Raw genomic sequence first — 19526 nt, forward strand, 5'->3', positions numbered from 1 at the left:
GGCTTCCATCAGGCAAAGGAGCGGGACTCGCCCTGCCTTTCCACGTTGGTCACACAACGACCGCAAAGATCGCTGTACTGCTCACTCTGGCCAACGTCTGCCCGATGATGCCAGCAGCGCTCGCACTTGGCATAGCTGGCCGGTGTCACCTTCACCAACAGCCCCTCGTGGGACGTCGGTTCGGCGTCACCAGCATCGGACACTGGTTCCACCGTGGCTTCGGAAGTGATCAGCACAAAGCGCAATTCCTCGCCCAGATAGTTCAGGTCGTTCGCCAAGTCACCTTCGCAGTAAAGCGTTACTTCCGCACTCAGGGAACCCTTGATCTCGCCACAGCCACGCGCCTCTTCCAGGCACTTGTTCACAGCTTCCTTGACACTGTAGATCCGGCTCCAGTAATCGCGGCCCAGTTCGGCGTTGTCCGGCAGAGCCGTCAGGCCTTCGTACCAGGTTTCGTAGAACACGGTATCGCCACGCTTGCCCGGCAGGTGCTGCCAGATTTCATCGGCAGTAAAGCTCAGGATCGGCGCAATCCAGCGCACCAGGGCTTCGGCCACGTGGAACAGGGCTGTCTGGCAGGAACGACGTTCGCGGCTGTCAGCCTGGGTGGTGTACTGGCGATCCTTGATGATATCCAGATAAAAACCGCCCAAGGTGGCTTCGCAGAAGTTGTATACCTTCTGGTAGATTCGCAGGAAGGCGTAATTCTGATAGTCCTCATGCAGCTCACTTTGCAGCTGCAGGGCCTTGTCCACCATCCAGCGGTCCAGGGCAATCATCTCTTCAGGCGCAACAGCGTGCTGCTCCGGATCGAAGCCGGTGAGATTGCTGAGCAGGAAGCGGGCGGTGTTACGGATGCGGCGATAGCCGTCAGCGGTCTGCTTCAGGATATCCTTGGATACCGTCATCTCACCACTGTAGTCGGTGGCAGACACCCACAGGCGCAGGATATCCGCACCCAGCTCATTCATCACTTCCTGGGGCGCGATCACGTTGCCCAGGGACTTGGACATCTTGCGGCCCTTGCCATCAACGGTGAAACCGTGGGTCAGCACCTGCTTGTACGGTGCCACGCCGTTCATCGCGATAGAGGTCTTCAGGGACGACTGGAACCAGCCACGGTGTTGGTCAGAACCTTCCAGATACATATCCGCCGGGAACTGACCCAGCTCGGTGCGGGGCCGCAGCACGGATTCATGGGTTACACCGGAATCAAACCAGACATCCAGAGTGTCCATAACCTTTTCATACTGGTCGGCGTCGCTGCCCAGAAGCTCAGCTGTGTCGATGTCGTACCAGGCGTCGATACCGCCTTTCTCGATCTCTTTCGCTACAACTTCGATCAGGTTTTGGGTGTCCGGATGCAGTTCCTGGGTTTCCTTATGGATAAACAGGGTGATCGGCACACCCCAGGTGCGCTGGCGGGAGATACACCAGTCTGGGGACTGTTTGAACATGGCTTCAATACGGTTCTGCCCCCAACCCGGCACCCAGCGAACGCCCTTGATGGCTTCCAGGGCATCATCACGCAGGTTTTCTTTCTCCATGCTGATAAACCACTGGGGCGTGGCGCGGTAGATCAACGGAGTTTTGGTACGCCAGCAATGGGGGTAGCTGTGGCTGAACTTCTCTGCGCGCACCAGCTTGCCTTCCCGTTCCAGCGCTGAACACACCGGGTCGTCCGCCTTATAGACGTGAACCCCGGCAAATTCGCCAGCCGCCTGGGTATAGGTGCCATCGGCCTTGACCAGGCTGATGGTTCCAATGCCATTGGCTTTGCCTACTTCAAAGTCTTCCATACCGTGATCAGGGGCGGTGTGCACCACACCGGTACCGGCGTCGGTAGACACATGGTCGCCCAGGATAAGCGGAACCTGCTTTTCGAAAACCGGGTGCTGCAGAGCAAGTTTGTCCAGCTTTTCGCCCACGACGGTCGCCAGCACTTCAAAATTCTCGACGCCCCAGCGGGCCATGATGTCGTCGACCATTTCCGCTGCCACGATCAGGCGTTCCGGGCCGTTACCGACGTCTGTCTGTACCAGCGCGTATTCCAGCTCGGGATGGACAGATACAGCCTGGTTGGCAGGAATGGTCCAGGGGGTGGTGGTCCAGATCACTATCGAGACATCGCCCTGCCCTTTATTTGTGCTAAACAGATCAAGTACCTTTTTCTGATCAACGGCAGTAAAACGCACGTCGATCTGCACCGAAACCTTGTCCTGGTACTCCACCTCGGCTTCCGCCAGCGCGGACTGCCCCACAACACTCCAGTAGACCGGCTTGAAACCACGAACCAGATGACCTTTGGCAACGATCTTGCCCAAGGCACGCACAATGCCTGCTTCCACTTTCGGATCCATGGTCAGGTAGGGCTTGTCCCACTCACCCATCACACCCAGGCGGATAAAGTCGTCTTTCTGACCGGCAATCTGCTTGGTGGCGTAGTCGCGACAGGCCTGACGGAAGGTCTTGTAATCTACTTTCACACCAGCCTTGCCGATTTCCTGCTCCACCTTATGCTCGATAGGCAGGCCATGGCAGTCCCAGCCCGGCACATAGGGCGCGTCGTAACCCATGAAGCTGCGGGACTTCACGATCATGTCCTTGAGAATCTTGTTCACCGCATGACCGATATGAATGCTGCCGTTGGCGTAGGGAGGGCCATCGTGAAGGATGAACTTTTCCCGACCTTCCCGCTGCTTGCGCAGGTTGCCGTAAACGTCCAGATCCTGCCAGCGCTGGAGCATGTCGGGCTCGCGCTTGGCCAGGTTACCGCGCATGGGAAAGGCGGTTTCAGGCAGATTCAAAGTGTGCTTGTAGTCGCTCATGGTAATGGTGCGTAGCTCAGGTTGTTAAATGTCGGTCAGTGTCCGGTGGCTAAGGAGCCATGGCCCGCAATCCATTCGCGGGCCTCATCGAAATCACGGGCAATCTGCTGCTTCAGGTCATCCACCGAGTCGAATTTTACTTCGTCCCGCAAGGCATGGCGGAAAACCACATCAAGACGCTGGCCGTAAAGTGTGCCAGCAAAGTCAAACAGGTGCACTTCCAGCGATGGCTGCTTGCCATCCACCGTGGGGCGCAGCCCAATATTGGCAACGCCATCCAGCACCCGGCCATCCTCCAGGGTGGCGCTGACCACATAAACGCCTGTCAGTGCCGGCATATGGGGCAAAAGGAGGTTGGCCGTTGGTGCTCCAATCTGTCGTCCGAGCTGACGCCCATATACCACCCGCCCACGGATGCGGTAGGCATGGCCCAGCAGCGCTTCGGCCTCCCTGATCCGGTTCTCGGCCAGCACGCCCCGTATCCGGGTACTGCTGACCCGCTCGCCATAGACGGTCACTGTGCGGGTATTTTCAACGGTATAACCGCGCTGCTCCCCCACTTCCCGCAGCAATGAAAAATCACCTGCGCGGTCGCAACCGAAGCGGAAATCATCCCCCACCACCAGGTGGCGGACGCCGAGGCCTTCGATCAACACGTCTTCGATGAACCCCATACCGGAATAACTACGAAACCGTTCGTTGAAACGCAGGCACAGGACGATATCAATGCCCGATGCCATCAGAGATTCGAATTTCTGCCTGAACGGCATTAGCCGCGGCGGTGCTTCCCGGCCCTGGAAAAATTCACGGGGCTGCGGCTCGAAGACCATCACCACAGACGGCACACCCAGCTCCAGGGCTTTCTCATGAACCTGGTCGATGATGGTCTGATGCCCCAGGTGCACACCGTCGAAATTGCCGATGGTCGCAACGCACCCTTTAGCCAGCGGCCCGTCGGCCTGCTGCGCAAAGTGTTTCAGGTTGGTCAGGCCCCGGATCAGACGCATGTAAAGCGAACCCTTGTTTGCCAGCGGTGCATGGTTTCACTGATGAGAAAACGCGCGATTATAACCTACCTGTGGCGGAAATGTCTTACCCGAACCCCGGCCAGTGCCAACACAATAAAATACACCGCAACGCCCGAGACTACGAGAATACCCATATCCATGGCACGCTGGAGGCCACCCGCCCCAAGCCACTGATCAACCGGCGGCTGCAGCCACAGGATTGCAGCAGCCAAAGCACCGTTGGCAAGTCCGATCTGCACCAGGAACCGCGGCCAACCCGGCTGCCACTTCCAGGCACCCTCCTTGATCAAGCCTCGCCACAACAGACCGGTGTTCAGCCAGGCCGACAGCGAGGTGGCCAACGCCAGCCCCGCGTGCGCCAGGGGAAAAATCAACGCGAGGTTGAAAACCATATTGGCCACCATCGCTATAATGCCGATCTTTACCGGCGTTTTGGTGTCTTCCCGCGCGAAATAGCCCGGGGCCAAAACCTTGATCAGCATGAATGCCAACAGCCCTGCGGAGTAGGCACGCAGGCTCTGGGCCGCCATGGTTACATCCCGGTCAGTGACCTCGCCATAATGGAACAGGGTCGCAATCAGTGGCTCCGCTAACAAAGCCAAAGCCAGTGCGGCCGGCAGGCCAATCAGCAGGACGGCCCGCACGGCCCAGTCCAGCGTTGCCGCGAACTTGTCGACCGATGCAGCCGAATGTTTGCGGGACAGGCTCGGGAGAATCACCGTGGCGATGGCAATACCAAACACTCCCAGAGGCAGCTCAGCCAGCCTGTCCGAGTAGTACAGCCAGGAAACACTGCCGGTCTGCAGGAACGAGGCGAGCACGGTATCCAGCAGCAGGTTGATCTGGCTCACGGACACCCCGAACATCGCCGGCACCATCAGCTTCAGAATGCGGCTGACCCCTTCGTGCTTGTAATCCACCTTTGGCCGGGGCATTAACCCCAACTGCATCAGAAAGGGAAGCTGAAAGAAAAGCTGCAGCGCACCAGCAATAAACACGCCCCATGCCAAGGCAATGATGGGCGTTTCCATCAGTGGCGACAGAAAGATGGCGGCACCGATCATCGCCAGGTTCAGCAGCACCGGTGTAAACGCGGGTATGGCAAAGCGGTCATAGCTGTTGAGGATGCCGCCGGCAAAAGCCGTCAGTGAGATCAGTAGCAGGTAAGGGAAGGTGATGCGCAGCATGTCGCTGGCCAGGCTGAATTTGAGATCGTCATCCAGAAAGCCCGGGGCGAAAACGGCCGTCAGCAGCGGCGAGCCGAGCATGGCAACAGCGGTCACTCCCAGCAGCACCAACCCCAGGGAGCCGGCGACTGCATTGACCAGGCGGCGGACCTCGGTGATCGATTCCTGCTGCCGATACGAGGAAAGTACCGGCACAAACGCCTGGGAAAAGGCTCCCTCTGCGAACAGGCGCCGGAGGAAGTTAGGGATCTTGAAGGCAACAAAGAAGGCGTCGGCACCTGCGCCGGCCCCAAAATAGCGGGCGATCACCATATCCCGGACAAGGCCAAGGATTCGCGACAGCATGGTCATCACGCCGACGAGACCGGACGACCTGAGAAGCCCCGGCGGTTTGGGCAGTGCCTTCTGTTCTTCTTTATGCTCAGGTTCGGACGACATTCGTGGCCTGGACAATGGTTCGGTGGATTCTGGATATTTCCGGCGTAAAATGGACCTGGTTTCGGTATTTACCTAGGGCCGTTGGAGCTCTCCGGCGGTGAGCGGCGAGTTTACCACAGGCCTTGCGGATACCGGGATGAAATAGCGTTGAGCCTTGACATTTTGGGGCGTTGGCGGCATAGTTCCGCGTCATTTATTTCGACGCGCTGGTTTTGGCGCGCCCGCGATTTTTACGAATCGTTTCACACGAATTTCGGATTTCACAGATCTCAGGAGTTATACGGTGGCAAATTCCCCGCAAGCCAAGAAGCGCGCACGTCAGAACGAGAAGAACCGCAAGCACAATGCCAGCCTGCGTTCCATGGCGCGTACTTACATCAAGAAAGTCCAGGCCAACATTGAAGCTAACAAGCCTGAGGAAGCGCAAGCGGCTTTCCAGCAGGCTCAGCCAATTATGGACAGCATGGTTAACAAGGGTGTGTTCGCCAAGAACAAGATTGCTCGCCAGAAGAGCCGTCTGAGTGCCCGCATCAAGGCCCTGAAGAGCGCGTAAATCGCTTTTTCGGAACTTGAATGAAGAAACCGGCCGATTGGCCGGTTTTTTTGTGCCTGTCTATTACTTGCCTGCCTGACTTCGAGCACAGTCAGGGCTGATCACCTACTCCGAAAACACGCCGTGAACCCATCCATGGGGGCTCGGCATTGCCATCCATGGCAATGCACGGTTTTCGGAGTAGGTGATCAGCCCTGCCTCCAAAGTTGGGAGAAGTCTTCTAGACAATTACCATATTGTCTCGGTGAATCATTTCTTCATCGGAAATGTAGCCAAGCACTTCGGTAATCCGATCGCTGGAGCGGCCGGCGATGGCTCTGGCTTCGTCGGCGTCGTAGTTAACGAGGCCGCGGGCGATTTCTTTGCCGTTTTCGTCGACGCAGGAGACCATTTCGCCGCGGCGGAACTGGCCGGATACGCTTTTCACGCCCACCGGCAGCAGGCTGCGTCCACCGCGGCAGAGGACGTTGACGGCACCCTGGTCGAGGGTGACTTTGCCGCGGGTCTGGAGGTGGCTGGCCAGCCACTGTTTGCGGGCGGCGATTCTGCCTTGTTCGGGCAGCAGGAGTGTTCCGATGCTTTCGCCGTCGCGCAGGCGGGCGATGGCTTTTTCGATTCGGCCGCCGACGATGACGGTGAAGGCGCCGGAGCGGGCGGCGAGGCGGGCGGCGCGGACTTTGGTTTGCATACCACCACGCCCCAGGGTGCCCGCTCCGCCAGCAGCCATGGCGTCGAGTTCGGAGTCGCTGGCACGGCGTTCGTCGACCATTTTGGCGTCCGGGTTTTTGCGGGGATCCTTGTCGAACAGGCCGAGCTGGTCGGTGAGTATGATCAGGCCATCGGCTTCGATCAGGTTGGCGACCAGTGCTCCCAGGGTGTCGTTGTCGCCGAAGCGGATTTCGTCGGTGACCACGGTGTCGTTTTCGTTGACGATGGGGACCACGCCGAAATCGAGCAATGCTCTCAGAGTACTGCGGGCATTCAGGTAGCGCTTGCGATCAGACAGGTCGTCGTGGGTGAGCAGTATCTGGGCGGTATGAATGTCGTGACGCTTGAATTGGGCTTCCCAGGTCTGTACCAGCCCCATCTGGCCGACGGCAGCTGCAGCTTGAAGCTCGTGCAGTTGTTCCGGGCGAACGGTCCAGCCCAAGCGACTCATGCCCTCAGCCACAGAGCCTGAAGACACAATAACCACTTCAACCCCATCACTGACCAATTCTGCAATCTGGTCCACCCATAATCCCAGGGCGGCCACATCCAGACCACGACCATCATTGGTAAGCAGTGCACTTCCTATTTTTATGACCAGGCGGCGAGCCTGGCGTAGCTGTATTCTTTTGCTCATGCTAACTCAATCCATGGATAAGCCGGCGGGCAGGGCGTTGCGGGACCGTCAAAAACAGGGATGTTTTTGTCGAGCGTACATGGATGTATTCACAGCGTGTCCCGCAACGCCCTGCCCGCCGGCGCTACTCCACTATTCAGGAGCGTAAACCACCTCAACATCGTAATCATCGTCATCGAAGTCGTCGTCATCATCGTCATCCTGACGGGCTTCGCGGCGGATCTGGCGCTCCACTTCGATTCTGGCGCGCGCCTCTTCGTCCATCTGACGACGGCGTGCAGCTTCTCTCTCGGCGAACTCGGGGTTTTCGGCTTCTTCCTGCGCCTGGTCTTCGATCCAGCGCATGACAGCCTGAGTAAGCGGCTTTGTGCCCTCGCCGCTGAGCGCGGAGATGCTGAATACCGGGCCTTTCCAGTCGAGTTCATCAATGATGGCCTGGCAGTGAGCCTCGCGGTCTTCTTCAGAAACCATGTCCACCTTGTTCAGCACCAGCCAACGCTCGCGGCTGGCGAGGGTTTCGCTGAATTTTTCCAGTTCATGCTCGATGGCGCGAACGCTTTCTACCGGCGAAGAGCCGTCATAAGGCGCGACGTCCACCAGGTGCAGCAGCAAGCGAGTGCGAACCAGGTGCTTCAGGAAGCGGATTCCCAGCCCTGCGCCCTCTGCAGCGCCTTCAATAAGGCCGGGAATATCGGCAATTACGAAACTCTGGTGAGCCTGTACGCTGACCACACCGAGATTAGGCACCAGCGTGGTGAACGGGTAGTCCGCCACTTTTGGCCGGGCCGCCGACACCGAGCGGATAAAGGTGGATTTGCCGGCATTGGGCATGCCCAGCAAGCCGACGTCCGCCAGCACTTTCAGTTCCAGCCTCAGGTTGCGAAGCTCGCCCTCTGAACCCTTGGTGGTCTGGCGCGGAGCTCGGTTCACAGAAGACTTGAAGCGGGTGTTACCCAACCCGTGAAAGCCAGCCTGGGCCACTTTCAGGCGCTCACCGGCACGGGTCAGATCCCCCAACACTTCGTGGGTGTCCATGTCCACAACCGTGGTGCCTACCGGCACCGGCAACACCAGGTCTTCACCCTTGATGCCTGTACAGTTACGGCCGGAGCCCGGCTGGCCGTTTTCGGCCTTGTGCTTACGCTGGAAGCGGTAATCGATCAGCGTATTGAGAGCGCTGTCGGCTTCCAGGTACACAGAACCGCCGTCGCCGCCGTCACCACCATCGGGGCCGCCTTTGGGCACGTATTTTTCACGGCGAAAACTCAGGCAACCGTGGCCGCCCTTGCCCGCCTCTACAATGATGGTGGCTTCGTCTACAAACTTCATCACTCAACCCTTTGCGCACTGCGCATAAACTAAAAAGCCCCGCAGCCTCATGGAAGCTATGCGGGGCTTCAGGTGGCTCTGATATCAAATCATATCAGGGCCACCCAAGGTTCGACAGAACCCGAGATCGCCGCTGCTTACGCAGCCGGAACGATGCTCACGAACTTACGGTTCTCCGGACCCTTCACCTCAAAGACTACCTGACCGTTTGCAGTTGCAAACAGGGTGTGGTCCTTGCCGAGGCCAACGTTGTTACCCGGGTGGAAACGGGTGCCGCGCTGACGAACAATGATGCTGCCTGCGGATACAGTCTCGCCGCCAAAGCGCTTCACACCAAGTCGTTTCGACTCGGAATCGCGACCGTTACGGGTACTACCTGCTGCCTTTTTATGAGCCATTACAAGCCTCCTTATCTAAGGGGTTACTCGAGGGTCTTAGCCCTGGATACCCGTGATCTTGACTTCAGTAAACCACTGACGGTGGCCCTGACGTTTCATGGAATGCTTCCGACGACGGAACTTGATGATCTGGATCTTGTCGTGACGGCCGTGGCTAACCACTTCCGCTGTCACTTTGGCACCATCAACAACCGGTGCGCCTACCTGAACCTTGTCACCATCGGCGATCAGCAGAACGCGGTCAAACTCGACGTTGCCGCCGGTTTCCACTTCCAGCTTTTCCAGCTTCAGAGTTTCGCCTTCTTTTACACGGTGCTGTTTACCACCGCTAACAATAACTGCGTACATTAACGTTCTCCGCGATTGACCCATCCCTGCTCTTATCCACCTGGTTCTAAGGGAAGCGCTTCGGCAACCCTATAGCAGGGAGCGCAGGTTGGGATGAGTTGGGCGCGTGATTGTACGAAAACCGCCGCCGCTTTACAAGCCAAGTTGACACCGATCACCGCAATACCTAGCATTGCGGCACCCGCCTATTTTTCCAACGAAAACACCAGACAAGGGACCGGACCAGCCGCATGACAGCCCAGCGAATTTACGACACCGTCGCGGACGACTTCAGCCGCGTCAACGATCTGATCATCAAGCGGCTCTCATCAGACGTTCCACTGGTGGAGAAAATCGCCCAATACATTATTGAAAGTGGCGGTAAGCGTCTGAGGCCACTACTGGTTTTGCTCTCAAGCCGCGCCCTGGGCTACGACAGGGACGAGCACCTCAAACTTGCAGCGGTCATCGAATTCCTCCACACCGCCACACTCCTTCACGACGATGTAGTGGACACCTCCGACATGCGCAGGGGCCGCAGCACCGCCAATGCCCGTTGGGGTAACGCCCCCAGCGTGCTGGTAGGTGATTTCCTCTACGCCCGCGCTTTCGAGATGATGGTGGAACTCCAGAACCTTCGAATCATGGACGTACTTTCCCACGCTACGGCAGTGATCGCTGAAGGCGAAGTGCTGCAGTTGATGAACGTGAAGAACCCGGACGTCAGTGAAGACAAGTACATGGAGGTCATCCACAACAAGACTGCCATGCTGTTTGAAGCAGCTTCCCATACCGGTGCGCTGCTTGCTGGTGCAAATGAAGGCCAGGAGCGGGCGCTGAGCGCCTACGGCAAGCACCTGGGCCTGGCCTTCCAGTTGGTGGATGACGTACTGGATTATCGTGGTGACGCGGAGGCCATGGGCAAGAACGTGGGCGACGACCTGGCCGAAGGCAAGACCACGCTGCCGCTGATTTACGCGATGGCACAGGGCAGCGATGACGAGAAACAACTGATTCGGCAGGCGATCCGCAAGGGCGGCCTGGATGACCTGCCCCGAATCCTCCAAATCGTCAACCGCTCCGGTGCGCTGGAGTACACCTTGGCAAAAGCCAGGGAGCAGGCCACCCTGGCGGCCGACTGCCTCAACACTCTTCCCGAGTCGGACCATAGGGAAGCGCTGGCGTTGCTGACTGAGCTTGCGGTTGTCCGGGTTAGTTAGTGAGCCTGCTGGCAGTGGAGTGTCGGATTACGGCCCGTTGGGCCTAATCCGACCTACGGGGGAGGGCGCATCCGGGTTGGACGCAAACGGTAGGTCGGATTAGGCGAAGCCGTAATCCGACAAACCCGAACGCAGCCACAAAAAGCTCACCCCAGGGTTTCCCGCCCATGGGGCGCGTCAAAATCGAGCTCCGGCCCCACCGGCACAATCTGCGTCGGATTAATGGTCCGCTGGCTTACATAGTAGTGCCGCTTGATCTGCCCGATATCCACCGTATCCGCCACTCCCGGCACCTGGTACAGATCCCGCACATAGCCGGACAGCGCCGGGAAGTCCGAGATCCGCTGCCGATTGCACTTGAAGTGACTGTAATACACCGAATCAAACCGAATCAGCGTGGTAAACAACCGCCAGTCCGCCTCTGTCAGCCGGTTACCCGCCAGATAACGTTGCCCTGCAAGCCGCTCCTCCAGCCAGTCCAGCGAATCGAACAGCGCCCCATACGCCTCTTCATACTTATCCTGGGCCGTAGCAAACCCTGCCTTGTACACGCCGTTATTCACGGTGTGATAGACTCGCTCATTCACCTCGGCAATCTCACCGCGCAATTCTTCCGGGTGAAAATCCAGATCACTGCGTACGCCTTCAAGCCCGTCAAACGCGGAGTTGAACATCCGGATAATATCCGCCGACTCATTGCTGACAATCGTCTGCTTCTGCTTGTCCCACAACGTCGGCACCGTCACCCGCCCGGAATAATCCGGCGCCGCCTTCAGGTACACCTCGTACAGGAAGCGCTTACCGTTCACATCATCCCGATGCGCCGCCTCATCCGGCCGAAACTCCCAACCGTTCTCCACCATATCCGGATGCACCACCGACACCGAAATATGCTTCTCGAGCCCCTTCAAAACCCGAAAAATCAACGTCCGATGTGCCCAGGGGCATGCCATGGAAACATACAAATGGTACCTCCCGGACTCCGCCGGAAAACCACCCTCCCCCGCTGGCCCCGGCGATCCATCCGCCGTCACCCAGTTGCGAAACCTGGCGGCCTCACGTTCAAACTTGCCACCGGTTTTCGAGGTGTCGTACCACTGATCGTGCCATTTGCCATCTACAAGCAGTCCCATAAGTCCTCCGCTGAACGCACACTTGGTGATTTGAGTGGGCGGCAAGCACTCTGCTGATCAAGGGAATTGGGGCAGGCCTTCGCAAACCGTGCATTGCCATGGATGGCAATGCCGAGCCCCCATGGATGGGTTCACGGCGTGTTTGCGAAGGCCTGCCCCGATTCCCGCGCCCCGAAACTGGCCCACAAGAAATTAGAGGAAGAATACCGGCCACCCTGCTACGCTCTCAAACAATCATTTCTGGCCAACACAATCAGATAATTCGAACATGCACACAGCCATCACCATAGACGCCCTCAAAGTCCTCGATGCCATCGACCGCAAAGGCAGCTTCGCCGGTGCCGCCAACGAACTCTTCCGCGTACCGTCCGCCATCAGCTACACCGTCCAGAAACTCGAAGAAGACCTCAATGTCGCCATCTTCGACCGCACCGGACACCGCGCAGCCCTCACCCCGGCCGGCCGCTACCTGCTGGAAGAAGGCCGCACCCTGCTGGAGGCCGCCGAAAACCTGGCCCATACCACCCGCCAGGTCGCCCAGGGCTGGGAAACCCGCCTGCGAATCGGCTTCAACTCCCTGCTACCGGCCGAGTGCCTGTTCCCTGCAGTGAAAGAGTTCTATGAACTTGGCGTGCCCGTGGAAGTGCAACTGGTGGAAGAAGTCTTTGCCGGTTCATGGGATGCCCTGCAAAGCCGACGGGTGGACCTGATTGTCGGCGCCGACCAGATGAGCAAACCCGCTGGCGCATTCACCACCAGACCACTTGGAGAAATGACATTTGTCTACGCTGTGGCACCCGATCACCCCTTGGCCAGCGCTACACAGCCGCTAACCGAGGAAGACATTGCCCGCTTCCCCGCCGCTGTGGCAGCAGACACCTCCCGCTCACTGCCACCCGGCCACGCCGGTATATTCCGCCGCCAACGCACCATTACCGTCGCCAACATTGACCAGAAAATAGCGGTTCAACAGGCCGGGCTTGCAGTGGGGTGGCTCCCGGAGGCCCGCGTGCGTGATCAACTCGCCAGTGGCAGCCTGCAAACCCTGCAGGTCCACGAACCCAGACAACCCATCATGCTGCACCTGGCCCGCCATGCTGAAGACCAAGGCAAAGCCCTGATGTGGTTCTGGGATAAGCTGGGGCAGTCACCAGACATTTCATCCTGGCTGAACGCCTGAATCAGCACTGAAAGCCGGGCTGGCTCCCCGGAACGCTTTTCCGGGCAAAAGAGCCAACGGATCACCGGTGTAGTCGTTTATACTGCCCCGACGCAAAAACCTGTGAACGGAGCTCATACCATGCGGCAGCTGTCGGAGCTGGATGCCTCTTTCCTCTACCTGGAAACCGAAACCGCCCCCATGCACATTGGCGGCATCTACCTTTTCGATGCCCGCGAGCGCGACAAGCCGCTGGCCTTCAGCACCTTTGTTGCCTACCTGCGCAGCCGGCTCCATGTGGTGCCGCTGTTCCGTCAACGCCTGAAGGAAATTCCACTGCGCCTTGGGCGCCCCTACTGGATTGATGATCCCGATTTCAGCATCGAGCGGCACTTGGCCTATGTAAACCTGGGCGACCATGGCAAGGTCGATAGCCTGATGGGGCTGGCCTCGCGGATCCTCGAAGAGCCGCTGAAACGAGACCGCCCTCTTTGGCACATCACTTTTGTTGACGGGTTTCAACTGGACGATCAAGACACAGAAAGCAAAAGCTTCGCCCTGATCGTCAAACTACACCATGCCGCCATTGATGCGTTCAGTGGCGAGGAAATTATTGGCAAGCTTCTGGAGTACACACCCAAAGCCCGCGCCATCGAAACGCCACAACCATGGCACCCGCAGCCAGAGCCCTCGGAAGAACGGATTTTCCTCCAGACCGGCGCGAACCTCCTGCGCAAACCTCTGCAGATGACCTCGCTGGCCGTCAGTGCCGCAGAAGCAACCGCCCGCGGCCTGATCCAGAAACAGATGCGGAAACTGCCATTGCCCTTTCCACTGTTTTCTGCACCCCACAGCCCCTTTAATCGCCAGATTACGGCCAACCGCCAGATTGTCTCCGCCAGCCTGGATCTTTCCCGACTCAAGACCATCAAGGCAACGTTGGGAGATGTAACACTGAATGACGTGGTACTGGGCCTTTGCGCGGAAACCCTGCGCCGCTATCTGGCCAACAACAATGCGGATACCGAACGATCACTGGTTGCCATGACACCGGTTTCCGTTCGTTCCAGCAGCCTTCGCAAAGCTACCGGCAATCAGATGTCAGCGATGTTGCTGGACCTTGCCACCCGTGAGCCCGACCCAGCCCAACGGATTCGCAGGATCCACTGGAATGCAGTGGAGTCCGAGCCCTATCGCGAAGCCATTGCCGCGGACCGCCTGACAGAGCTCCTGCCTTCCACCATGTTGGCCCTGTCTGCCAGGCTCTATTCCGAACTACAGATTGCCCAGCGCTACCAGCCGGTATTCAACCTTCCGATTACCAACGTGCCGGGGCCGCAGGTGCCTCTTTATCTGCAGGGCGCAAGGTTGGTGAGGCAGTTCAATTCTGCGCCCCTGTTTGACAGCATGGGGCTGGTGATCGTTGCTGTGAGCTATCAAGGCAGGCTGACGGTCAACTTCACATTGTGCCCTGATGTGGTTGCCGATGGAGAGTCATTGACCGGGTTGCTTGAAGACAGCCTGGAGGCGATCGAATCGGCCGCCCATGCCTTGCCATCGCAGGGGGAAGACAGGAGCGACTATGAAAACAGCCACTCCACCCTGGCGGATGACGCCCTGAACATGATGGAAGGTGCACTGCGGAAGGTTTTCAGCCGATTTCGAGGCTGAACGACGAGTGATTTGAACGGGTGGCGCCACCCGTTCAAATAGTGACTGTTATTCGAAAGCCCAGTGCAGGAAGGCCCGCCGCTCTTCCTCATTCGCTTCGCCCCACAATGCCTTGAGCTCACCCAGTGTACCTTCGCTGCTGGCGCTCGTGCCGGCACCTTCATCGTTCTTGGCCGAGCCAACCGGCGCCCTCGCAACCGTGCGGGTGCTTTCAGACTGTCCATCCCATGCATTGGCACGGGCAACAACGTTGCTTGATGCATCAACAATATTCGCAGCAAAATTATCCGCAAACGCTTCTGCCTCGCTCCTGTTTTCGGGAGCCTCAAAGCTGAAGCGGTAAGTCTCTCCCGGCTGAGCATCAATGGTCACACTCTGAGGCGCAGTCTCGATCACATGCACCTTGGATTCACCATTGCGGACAACACCACTTTTGGCCCAGATTGTCTTATACGTAAATATTACCTGGTTTTCGCCCGCCAACAGTTCATAGTCCAGAGCCAGGTCGTCCATCAGGAAATTACCAAGCCTTTGGCCATTCACCTGCTGCACCTGAATCTCTCCGGGAGCCTTGAGAACGGCGGTCTGAGAGGCATCAACGGCATCCCCCTCCCAGGTCTTGACGTTGCTCATGGTTGAGCTGCATCCGGCCAGTGCAACCAATCCGGCAAGGGTTACCGCCAGGAAACAGGCTTTCTTGAAAATGACTGAAACGTGATAGATACTCATGCTATATCCTTGTGCAGTTCACCGGTTTTCCCGGCGGATGATCACTTGTGGTTGAAAGGCATTTTGAAGAGTGGCCGGGCCAAGAGCAAGACATGCTGCCTGTTTACAGTAACCCCATGACAAATTGGTTACGTAATAGGAGCCAGCGCCATCCGAAAAATGTAAAAAAATGTTGAATTTGGCAGGAATTGATTTAATTTTAAACAGTCAGAGAGTGAAATCACGCGCCGCCCGATACCAGAAGTGCGCTTAAGGGCTCAGGAGAAAACATGGATACCCAACGTCGGTCCGGAGAAGACGGTCCCGCACCGTTCCGAAGCAGTCGGTTCTTCTGCGTCGGTAGCAAGTGGTATTTTACCACCCGGGAGGGTTTTGATAGCGGTCCTTTCGCCTCCCGGCAACGCGCAGAAACCGGCCTCAGGCGTTTTCTGCATGTTGTGCGGCTTCTTCCCGAAGAGCAGCAGGTTCACTGAGCCAGACTGATTTCCTGTCTCGGCATGATGTTCAGACAATGATCGGCATTAACCACCGATCAATGGCGAACAGGGATAGTAATGCCATGAAGCCTGCTACCACGTCGTCCACCATAATACCAAGCCCGCCTGGAAGGTATTCGTCCAGCCAACTGATGGGCCAGGGTTTGAGCACATCGAAAAGGCGGAATAGCGAGAAGGCCATCAGCACTCCGTAGATGTTGTCCGGAAACAGCCCCAACGCAATCCACATGCCTACAAACTCATCCCAGACAATGCCCTCGTGGTCATGGACCTTGAGATCCCCGGCTGTCTTGCCACATAACCAGATCCCCACCACGAAAGCCAGCAGGACAACCACCCAGTAGGCAACGGGCGGCAACCAGAAAAAGCAGAACCAGATAGGTATCGCGGCCAGACTACCCCAGGTACCCGGGGCTCTGGCGGCAGTACCACTGCCGAAACCGAACGCGAGCAGATGAACCGGGTCCCGAAGAAAACCCGGCGGCAGAAGGGCCTCGGGAAGTTCCGGCTCCTGAAGGTTATTGTCGCTGCTCATGAATCAGTTCCTGAAATGATCATACCCTCCTGCCGGCAGGCTCTCAGTATAGCCGTTCCGCTCTATGGTTAACCCCTCTCCTGCAACCACCTTTCCAATGACGGTCAACTGGCTGCGGACTGCCCTGGGCAGGTCAGCCCAGACCTGTGGCGACAGGGTAACGCATAATTCATAATCATCGCCGGCATTCAATGCCAGGCCGATGGCCGCCTCGCCTGCCAGGCGTTTCAGATGTTCGGATAACGGCAGGCGATCTGTATCAATGTTGGCCGCGACGCCAGAGGCTTCAAGGATGTGCCCCAAATCCGCCACCAACCCGTCCGACACATCCACGGCAGCAGTAGCGCGCCCGCGTAGGGCCGCGCCAAGTGCCAGCCTTGGTTCAGGGAAATGGTATCGTGCCAAAACCGCCTGTACATCCGGCCCGGGACTATCGCTGCCAAGATGATCCAACGCGGCTCCCGCCTCACCCAGGGTGCCGGAAACACAGACATAGTCCCCACTCTGCGCGCCCGATCTCTGGATGGCTTGCCCCTTCGGTACCGTGCCATGAACCTGCAGACTGAGAGTGAGCGGTCCGCGTGTGGTGTCACCGCCCGCAAGCGACAAACCGAAGTTCCTGGCTGCCTTTGCCAGCCCGCGAGCATAGGCACTCAGCCAATCCGGATCGGCATCGGGGAGCGTTAACGCCAGGGTAAAGCAGACCGGGTCGGCCCCCATGGCCGCCAGATCGCTTGCCGCGACAGCCAGGCTTCGCCAGCCGAGCTTTTCCGGGTCGTATTGGCGGGGGAAATGAACACCTTCAACCAGGGTGTCCACGGAGAACACCAGATCCATGCCCGGCTCAATACGCTGAATCGCACAGTCATCGCCAGGCCCAAGCCGAATCGCCGAGGTGTTTCCAGCCTCGGCAATCGGGAAGAAATAACGGCGGATCAGCTCGAATTCACCCATCACTCAGCGGGGGCGTATCTCGGCGAGCCGCAGGCGATGGCTGAGCTTGTCAAGCAGGCTGTTGACGAACTTGTGGCCTTCGGTACCACCGAACTTTTTGGCCATCTCGATCCCCTCGTTAATCACCACCTTATAGGGAACGTCCAGCCGGTGCTTGAGCTCGTACGTACCCAGACGCACGATGGCCAGCTCAATGGCATCCACCTCATGGATGGGGCGGTCGAGGAAAGGCTCCAGCAAACGGTCCAGCTCGGCCTGCTCCCGGTGAACGCCCCGAAGGAGATCACGGAAGTAGGCGGTGTCCACCTTGGACATATCATTGTCAACGATGAACTCGGATTCAATATCCGTAATCGAGCTCTTGCTGAAGTGGCGCTGATACAGTCCTTGCATGGCAAGAGCCCGAGCCCGGCGTCTGTCGCCTGCCTTGGGCTGGCCTGCAGGGGCCGGTTGCGCAGTACTGTCTTCCGATGCGCTCATCATTCACCCAGTTTCTTGAAGAGGCTGACCATTTCCAGGGCCGTAATCGCCGCTTCGGCGCCTTTATTTCCAGCCTTGGTGCCGGCACGCTCGATTGCCTGTTCGATGGAATCGACGGTCAGTACACCAAAGGTCACTGGTACGTCGGTCTCAAGGCTGACCGCGCCCAGGCCGCTGGATGCTTCACCGGCAACATACTCGAAATGGGGTGTACCACCGCGGATAACCGCTCCCAGGGCGATAATGGCATCATGATTGCCAGTCTCGGCCACGCGCTTGACCGCCAGAGGCATCTCATAGGCGCCGGGCACCCGCACAATGGTGATATCGGAATCGGCGATACCATGGCGCCGCAGGGTATCAACCGCACCCTCAACCAGGCTTTCGACAACGAAACCGTTGAACCGACCAACAACCAGCGCGTACTTACCGCTGCAGTGAGTGAAATCACCTTCAATTACTTTGATATCCGCCATGCATGGCTCCTTCGTTGGCAACCCCGCCCCTAAGGTACGGAGCTGCCGGGGTTCATCATTCAGGGGTGTAGGGCACGTATTCCACCACTTCCAGCTCGAAACCGGAAATCGCGGAGAATTTGATGGGCGGGCTCAGCAGCCGCATTTTGCCAACGCCGAGGTCCCGCAGGATCTGGGAACCGGTGCCGACGGTAAAATAGACACCGGAACTGCCCTTACCCGCAGATTTCTTGTCCTGTTCGAAAAATTCGTGGATACGATCTTCAAGATTGTAGCTGTCTTCCGCGCTGTTGAGCAGCACCACAACTCCACGCCCTTCCTGGGCAACCTTCTCCAGGGCATGGTGGAGCGGCCAGCTGCGGGAATCCAAGCGGCGTGCACCGAGAAGATCACGCAAGGTATCGGTGATATGCACACGTACCAGCACCGGATCATCGGCGGAAATCTGTCCCATCACCATCGCCAGGTGAGTCGAGCCCTGAATGTTGTCGCGATAGGTACGCAGGTTGAACACACCGTATTCCGTGTCCAGATCATACTGTTCCACGCACTCAATCGTGCGTTCGTTCAGCGTGCGGTAGTGGATCAGGTCTGCAATGGTGCCGATCTTCAGGCCGTGAGTCTCGGCGAACTTTTCCAGGTCCTCACGGCGGGCCATGGAACCATCATCGTTCATGATTTCGCAGATCACTCCGGCGGGCTCACAACCGGCAAGGGCAGCGAGATCACAGGACGCTTCGGTATGTCCGGCACGGCTCAGAACGCCACCCGGATCCGACATCAACGGGAAGATATGCCCCGGCTGCACCAGATCCGACGCCTTGGCGTTGCGCGCCACTGCCGCCTGAACAGTGCGGGCGCGGTCGGCAGCGGAAATACCGGTGGTTACACCCTCGGTAGCCTCGATGGACAGTGTGAATTTGGTCCCGAACCCGGAAGCGTTCTGCTGCACCATCAACGGCAGACCGAGCTGTTCACAGCGCTGTCGGGTCATCGGCATGCAGATCAGACCACGGCCGAACCTCGCCATGAAGTTGATGGCTTCCGGCGTACAGTATTCAGCAGCCATCACCAGATCGCCCTCGTTCTCACGATCTTCATCATCCATCAGGATGACCATCTTGCCCTGACGGATATCTTCGATAATCTCTTCAATACTGTTCAGTGCCATACCGTTTCCGCATCCTGTTGGTCTGCCCGCCCCGTCACCGGCACGTGCCAACCATGAATTTAGTAACC

19 protein-coding genes are annotated in these 19526 nt (G+C 58.1%); 5 read left to right on the plus strand and 14 right to left on the minus strand.

Annotated elements, in window-relative coordinates; translation table 11 throughout:
* Positions 1-8 precede the first annotated feature (8 nt).
* The 3 genes from ileS to murJ all read right to left on the minus strand — a co-directional run bounded on the left by ileS (position 9) and on the right by murJ (position 5481).
* Positions 9-2828 (minus strand): isoleucine--tRNA ligase, encoded by a 2820-nt coding sequence (gene ileS / locus NLU14_RS13195; protein WP_275707276.1) that lies wholly within the window; start codon positions 2826-2828, stop codon positions 9-11.
* Between the two features lie 35 nt (positions 2829-2863).
* Positions 2864-3835, minus strand: coding sequence for a bifunctional riboflavin kinase/FAD synthetase (gene ribF, locus NLU14_RS13200; protein ID WP_275707278.1), 972 nt, complete (start codon positions 3833-3835; stop codon positions 2864-2866).
* 65 nt (positions 3836-3900) lie between these two features.
* Positions 3901-5481 (minus strand): murein biosynthesis integral membrane protein MurJ, encoded by a 1581-nt coding sequence (gene murJ, locus NLU14_RS13205; protein WP_275707280.1) that lies wholly within the window; start codon positions 5479-5481, stop codon positions 3901-3903.
* A 283-nt stretch (positions 5482-5764) separates the two neighbouring features.
* On the opposite strand from murJ, the gene rpsT reads away from it, so the two are divergent.
* Positions 5765-6034 carry a 30S ribosomal protein S20 gene (gene rpsT, locus NLU14_RS13210; RefSeq protein WP_275707282.1) on the plus strand — a complete coding sequence of 90 codons (270 nt, stop codon included), beginning with the start codon at positions 5765-5767 and terminating at the stop codon, positions 6032-6034.
* Positions 6035-6254: 220 nt separating this feature from the next.
* On the opposite strand, the gene proB is transcribed toward rpsT, so the two are convergent.
* The 4 genes from proB to rplU form a co-directional block, all read right to left on the minus strand.
* Positions 6255-7379 carry a glutamate 5-kinase gene (gene proB, locus NLU14_RS13215; protein WP_275707284.1) on the minus strand — a complete coding sequence of 375 codons (1125 nt, stop codon included), beginning with the start codon at positions 7377-7379 and terminating at the stop codon, positions 6255-6257.
* Between the two features lie 132 nt (positions 7380-7511).
* Entirely contained in the window at positions 7512-8708 is a 1197-nt protein-coding gene (gene cgtA, locus NLU14_RS13220; protein WP_275707286.1) for an Obg family GTPase CgtA, read from the minus strand.
* A 137-nt stretch (positions 8709-8845) separates the two neighbouring features.
* Positions 8846-9106, minus strand: coding sequence for a 50S ribosomal protein L27 (gene rpmA / locus NLU14_RS13225; RefSeq protein WP_275707288.1), 261 nt, complete (start codon positions 9104-9106; stop codon positions 8846-8848).
* A gap of 36 nt (positions 9107-9142) precedes the next feature.
* Positions 9143-9454: a 50S ribosomal protein L21 gene (gene rplU / locus NLU14_RS13230; protein ID WP_027831003.1), complete on the minus strand. Its 312-nt coding sequence runs from the start codon at positions 9452-9454 to the stop codon at positions 9143-9145.
* A 230-nt stretch (positions 9455-9684) separates the two neighbouring features.
* On the opposite strand from rplU, the gene ispB reads away from it, so the two are divergent.
* Positions 9685-10653 carry an octaprenyl diphosphate synthase gene (gene ispB, locus NLU14_RS13235; RefSeq protein WP_275707290.1) on the plus strand — a complete coding sequence of 323 codons (969 nt, stop codon included), beginning with the start codon at positions 9685-9687 and terminating at the stop codon, positions 10651-10653.
* A 146-nt stretch (positions 10654-10799) separates the two neighbouring features.
* Here ispB and NLU14_RS13240 read toward each other — a convergent pair whose 3' ends face one another.
* On the minus strand, positions 10800-11786 hold the full coding sequence (locus tag NLU14_RS13240; protein ID WP_275707292.1) for a glutathione S-transferase family protein: 987 nt from the start codon (positions 11784-11786) through the stop codon (positions 10800-10802).
* A 268-nt stretch (positions 11787-12054) separates the two neighbouring features.
* On the opposite strand from NLU14_RS13240, the gene NLU14_RS13245 reads away from it, so the two are divergent.
* Together NLU14_RS13245 and NLU14_RS13250 are read left to right on the plus strand one after the other, a co-directional pair.
* Complete coding sequence (locus NLU14_RS13245) at positions 12055-12966, plus strand: LysR substrate-binding domain-containing protein (protein WP_275707294.1); 912 nt, start codon at positions 12055-12057, stop codon at positions 12964-12966.
* A 120-nt stretch (positions 12967-13086) separates the two neighbouring features.
* On the plus strand, positions 13087-14616 hold the full coding sequence (locus tag NLU14_RS13250; RefSeq protein WP_275707296.1) for a WS/DGAT/MGAT family O-acyltransferase: 1530 nt from the start codon (positions 13087-13089) through the stop codon (positions 14614-14616).
* A 48-nt stretch (positions 14617-14664) separates the two neighbouring features.
* Here NLU14_RS13250 and NLU14_RS13255 read toward each other — a convergent pair whose 3' ends face one another.
* Entirely contained in the window at positions 14665-15345 is a 681-nt protein-coding gene (locus NLU14_RS13255; protein ID WP_275707298.1) for a DUF2057 family protein, read from the minus strand.
* 269 nt (positions 15346-15614) lie between these two features.
* On the opposite strand from NLU14_RS13255, the gene NLU14_RS13260 reads away from it, so the two are divergent.
* Positions 15615-15818, plus strand: a complete 204-nt coding sequence (locus tag NLU14_RS13260) for a DUF6316 family protein (RefSeq protein WP_275707300.1) — start codon at positions 15615-15617, stop codon at positions 15816-15818.
* A gap of 31 nt (positions 15819-15849) precedes the next feature.
* Here the strand turns inward: NLU14_RS13260 and NLU14_RS13265 are convergent, their stop codons facing one another.
* From NLU14_RS13265 to ribBA, 5 genes are read right to left on the minus strand one after another with little or no spacing between them, the layout of a single operon-like run.
* Complete coding sequence (locus tag NLU14_RS13265) at positions 15850-16377, minus strand: phosphatidylglycerophosphatase A family protein (RefSeq protein ID WP_275707302.1); 528 nt, start codon at positions 16375-16377, stop codon at positions 15850-15852.
* 3 nt (positions 16378-16380) lie between these two features.
* Positions 16381-17331 carry a thiamine-phosphate kinase gene (thiL, locus tag NLU14_RS13270; RefSeq protein ID WP_275707304.1) on the minus strand — a complete coding sequence of 317 codons (951 nt, stop codon included), beginning with the start codon at positions 17329-17331 and terminating at the stop codon, positions 16381-16383.
* Positions 17332-17334: 3 nt separating this feature from the next.
* On the minus strand, positions 17335-17811 hold the full coding sequence (gene nusB, locus NLU14_RS13275) for a transcription antitermination factor NusB (RefSeq protein ID WP_275707541.1): 477 nt from the start codon (positions 17809-17811) through the stop codon (positions 17335-17337).
* Positions 17811-18287 (minus strand): 6,7-dimethyl-8-ribityllumazine synthase, encoded by a 477-nt coding sequence (gene ribH, locus NLU14_RS13280; RefSeq protein ID WP_275707306.1) that lies wholly within the window; start codon positions 18285-18287, stop codon positions 17811-17813. Before ribH ends, nusB begins: the two co-directional genes overlap by 1 nt.
* Before the next feature lie 55 nt (positions 18288-18342).
* Complete coding sequence (gene ribBA / locus NLU14_RS13285) at positions 18343-19458, minus strand: bifunctional 3,4-dihydroxy-2-butanone-4-phosphate synthase/GTP cyclohydrolase II (protein ID WP_275707308.1); 1116 nt, start codon at positions 19456-19458, stop codon at positions 18343-18345.
* Positions 19459-19526: the final 68 nt, after the last annotated feature.

This window comes from Marinobacter iranensis, assembly GCF_029207565.1.
GTDB lineage: Bacteria > Pseudomonadota > Gammaproteobacteria > Pseudomonadales > Oleiphilaceae > Marinobacter > Marinobacter iranensis.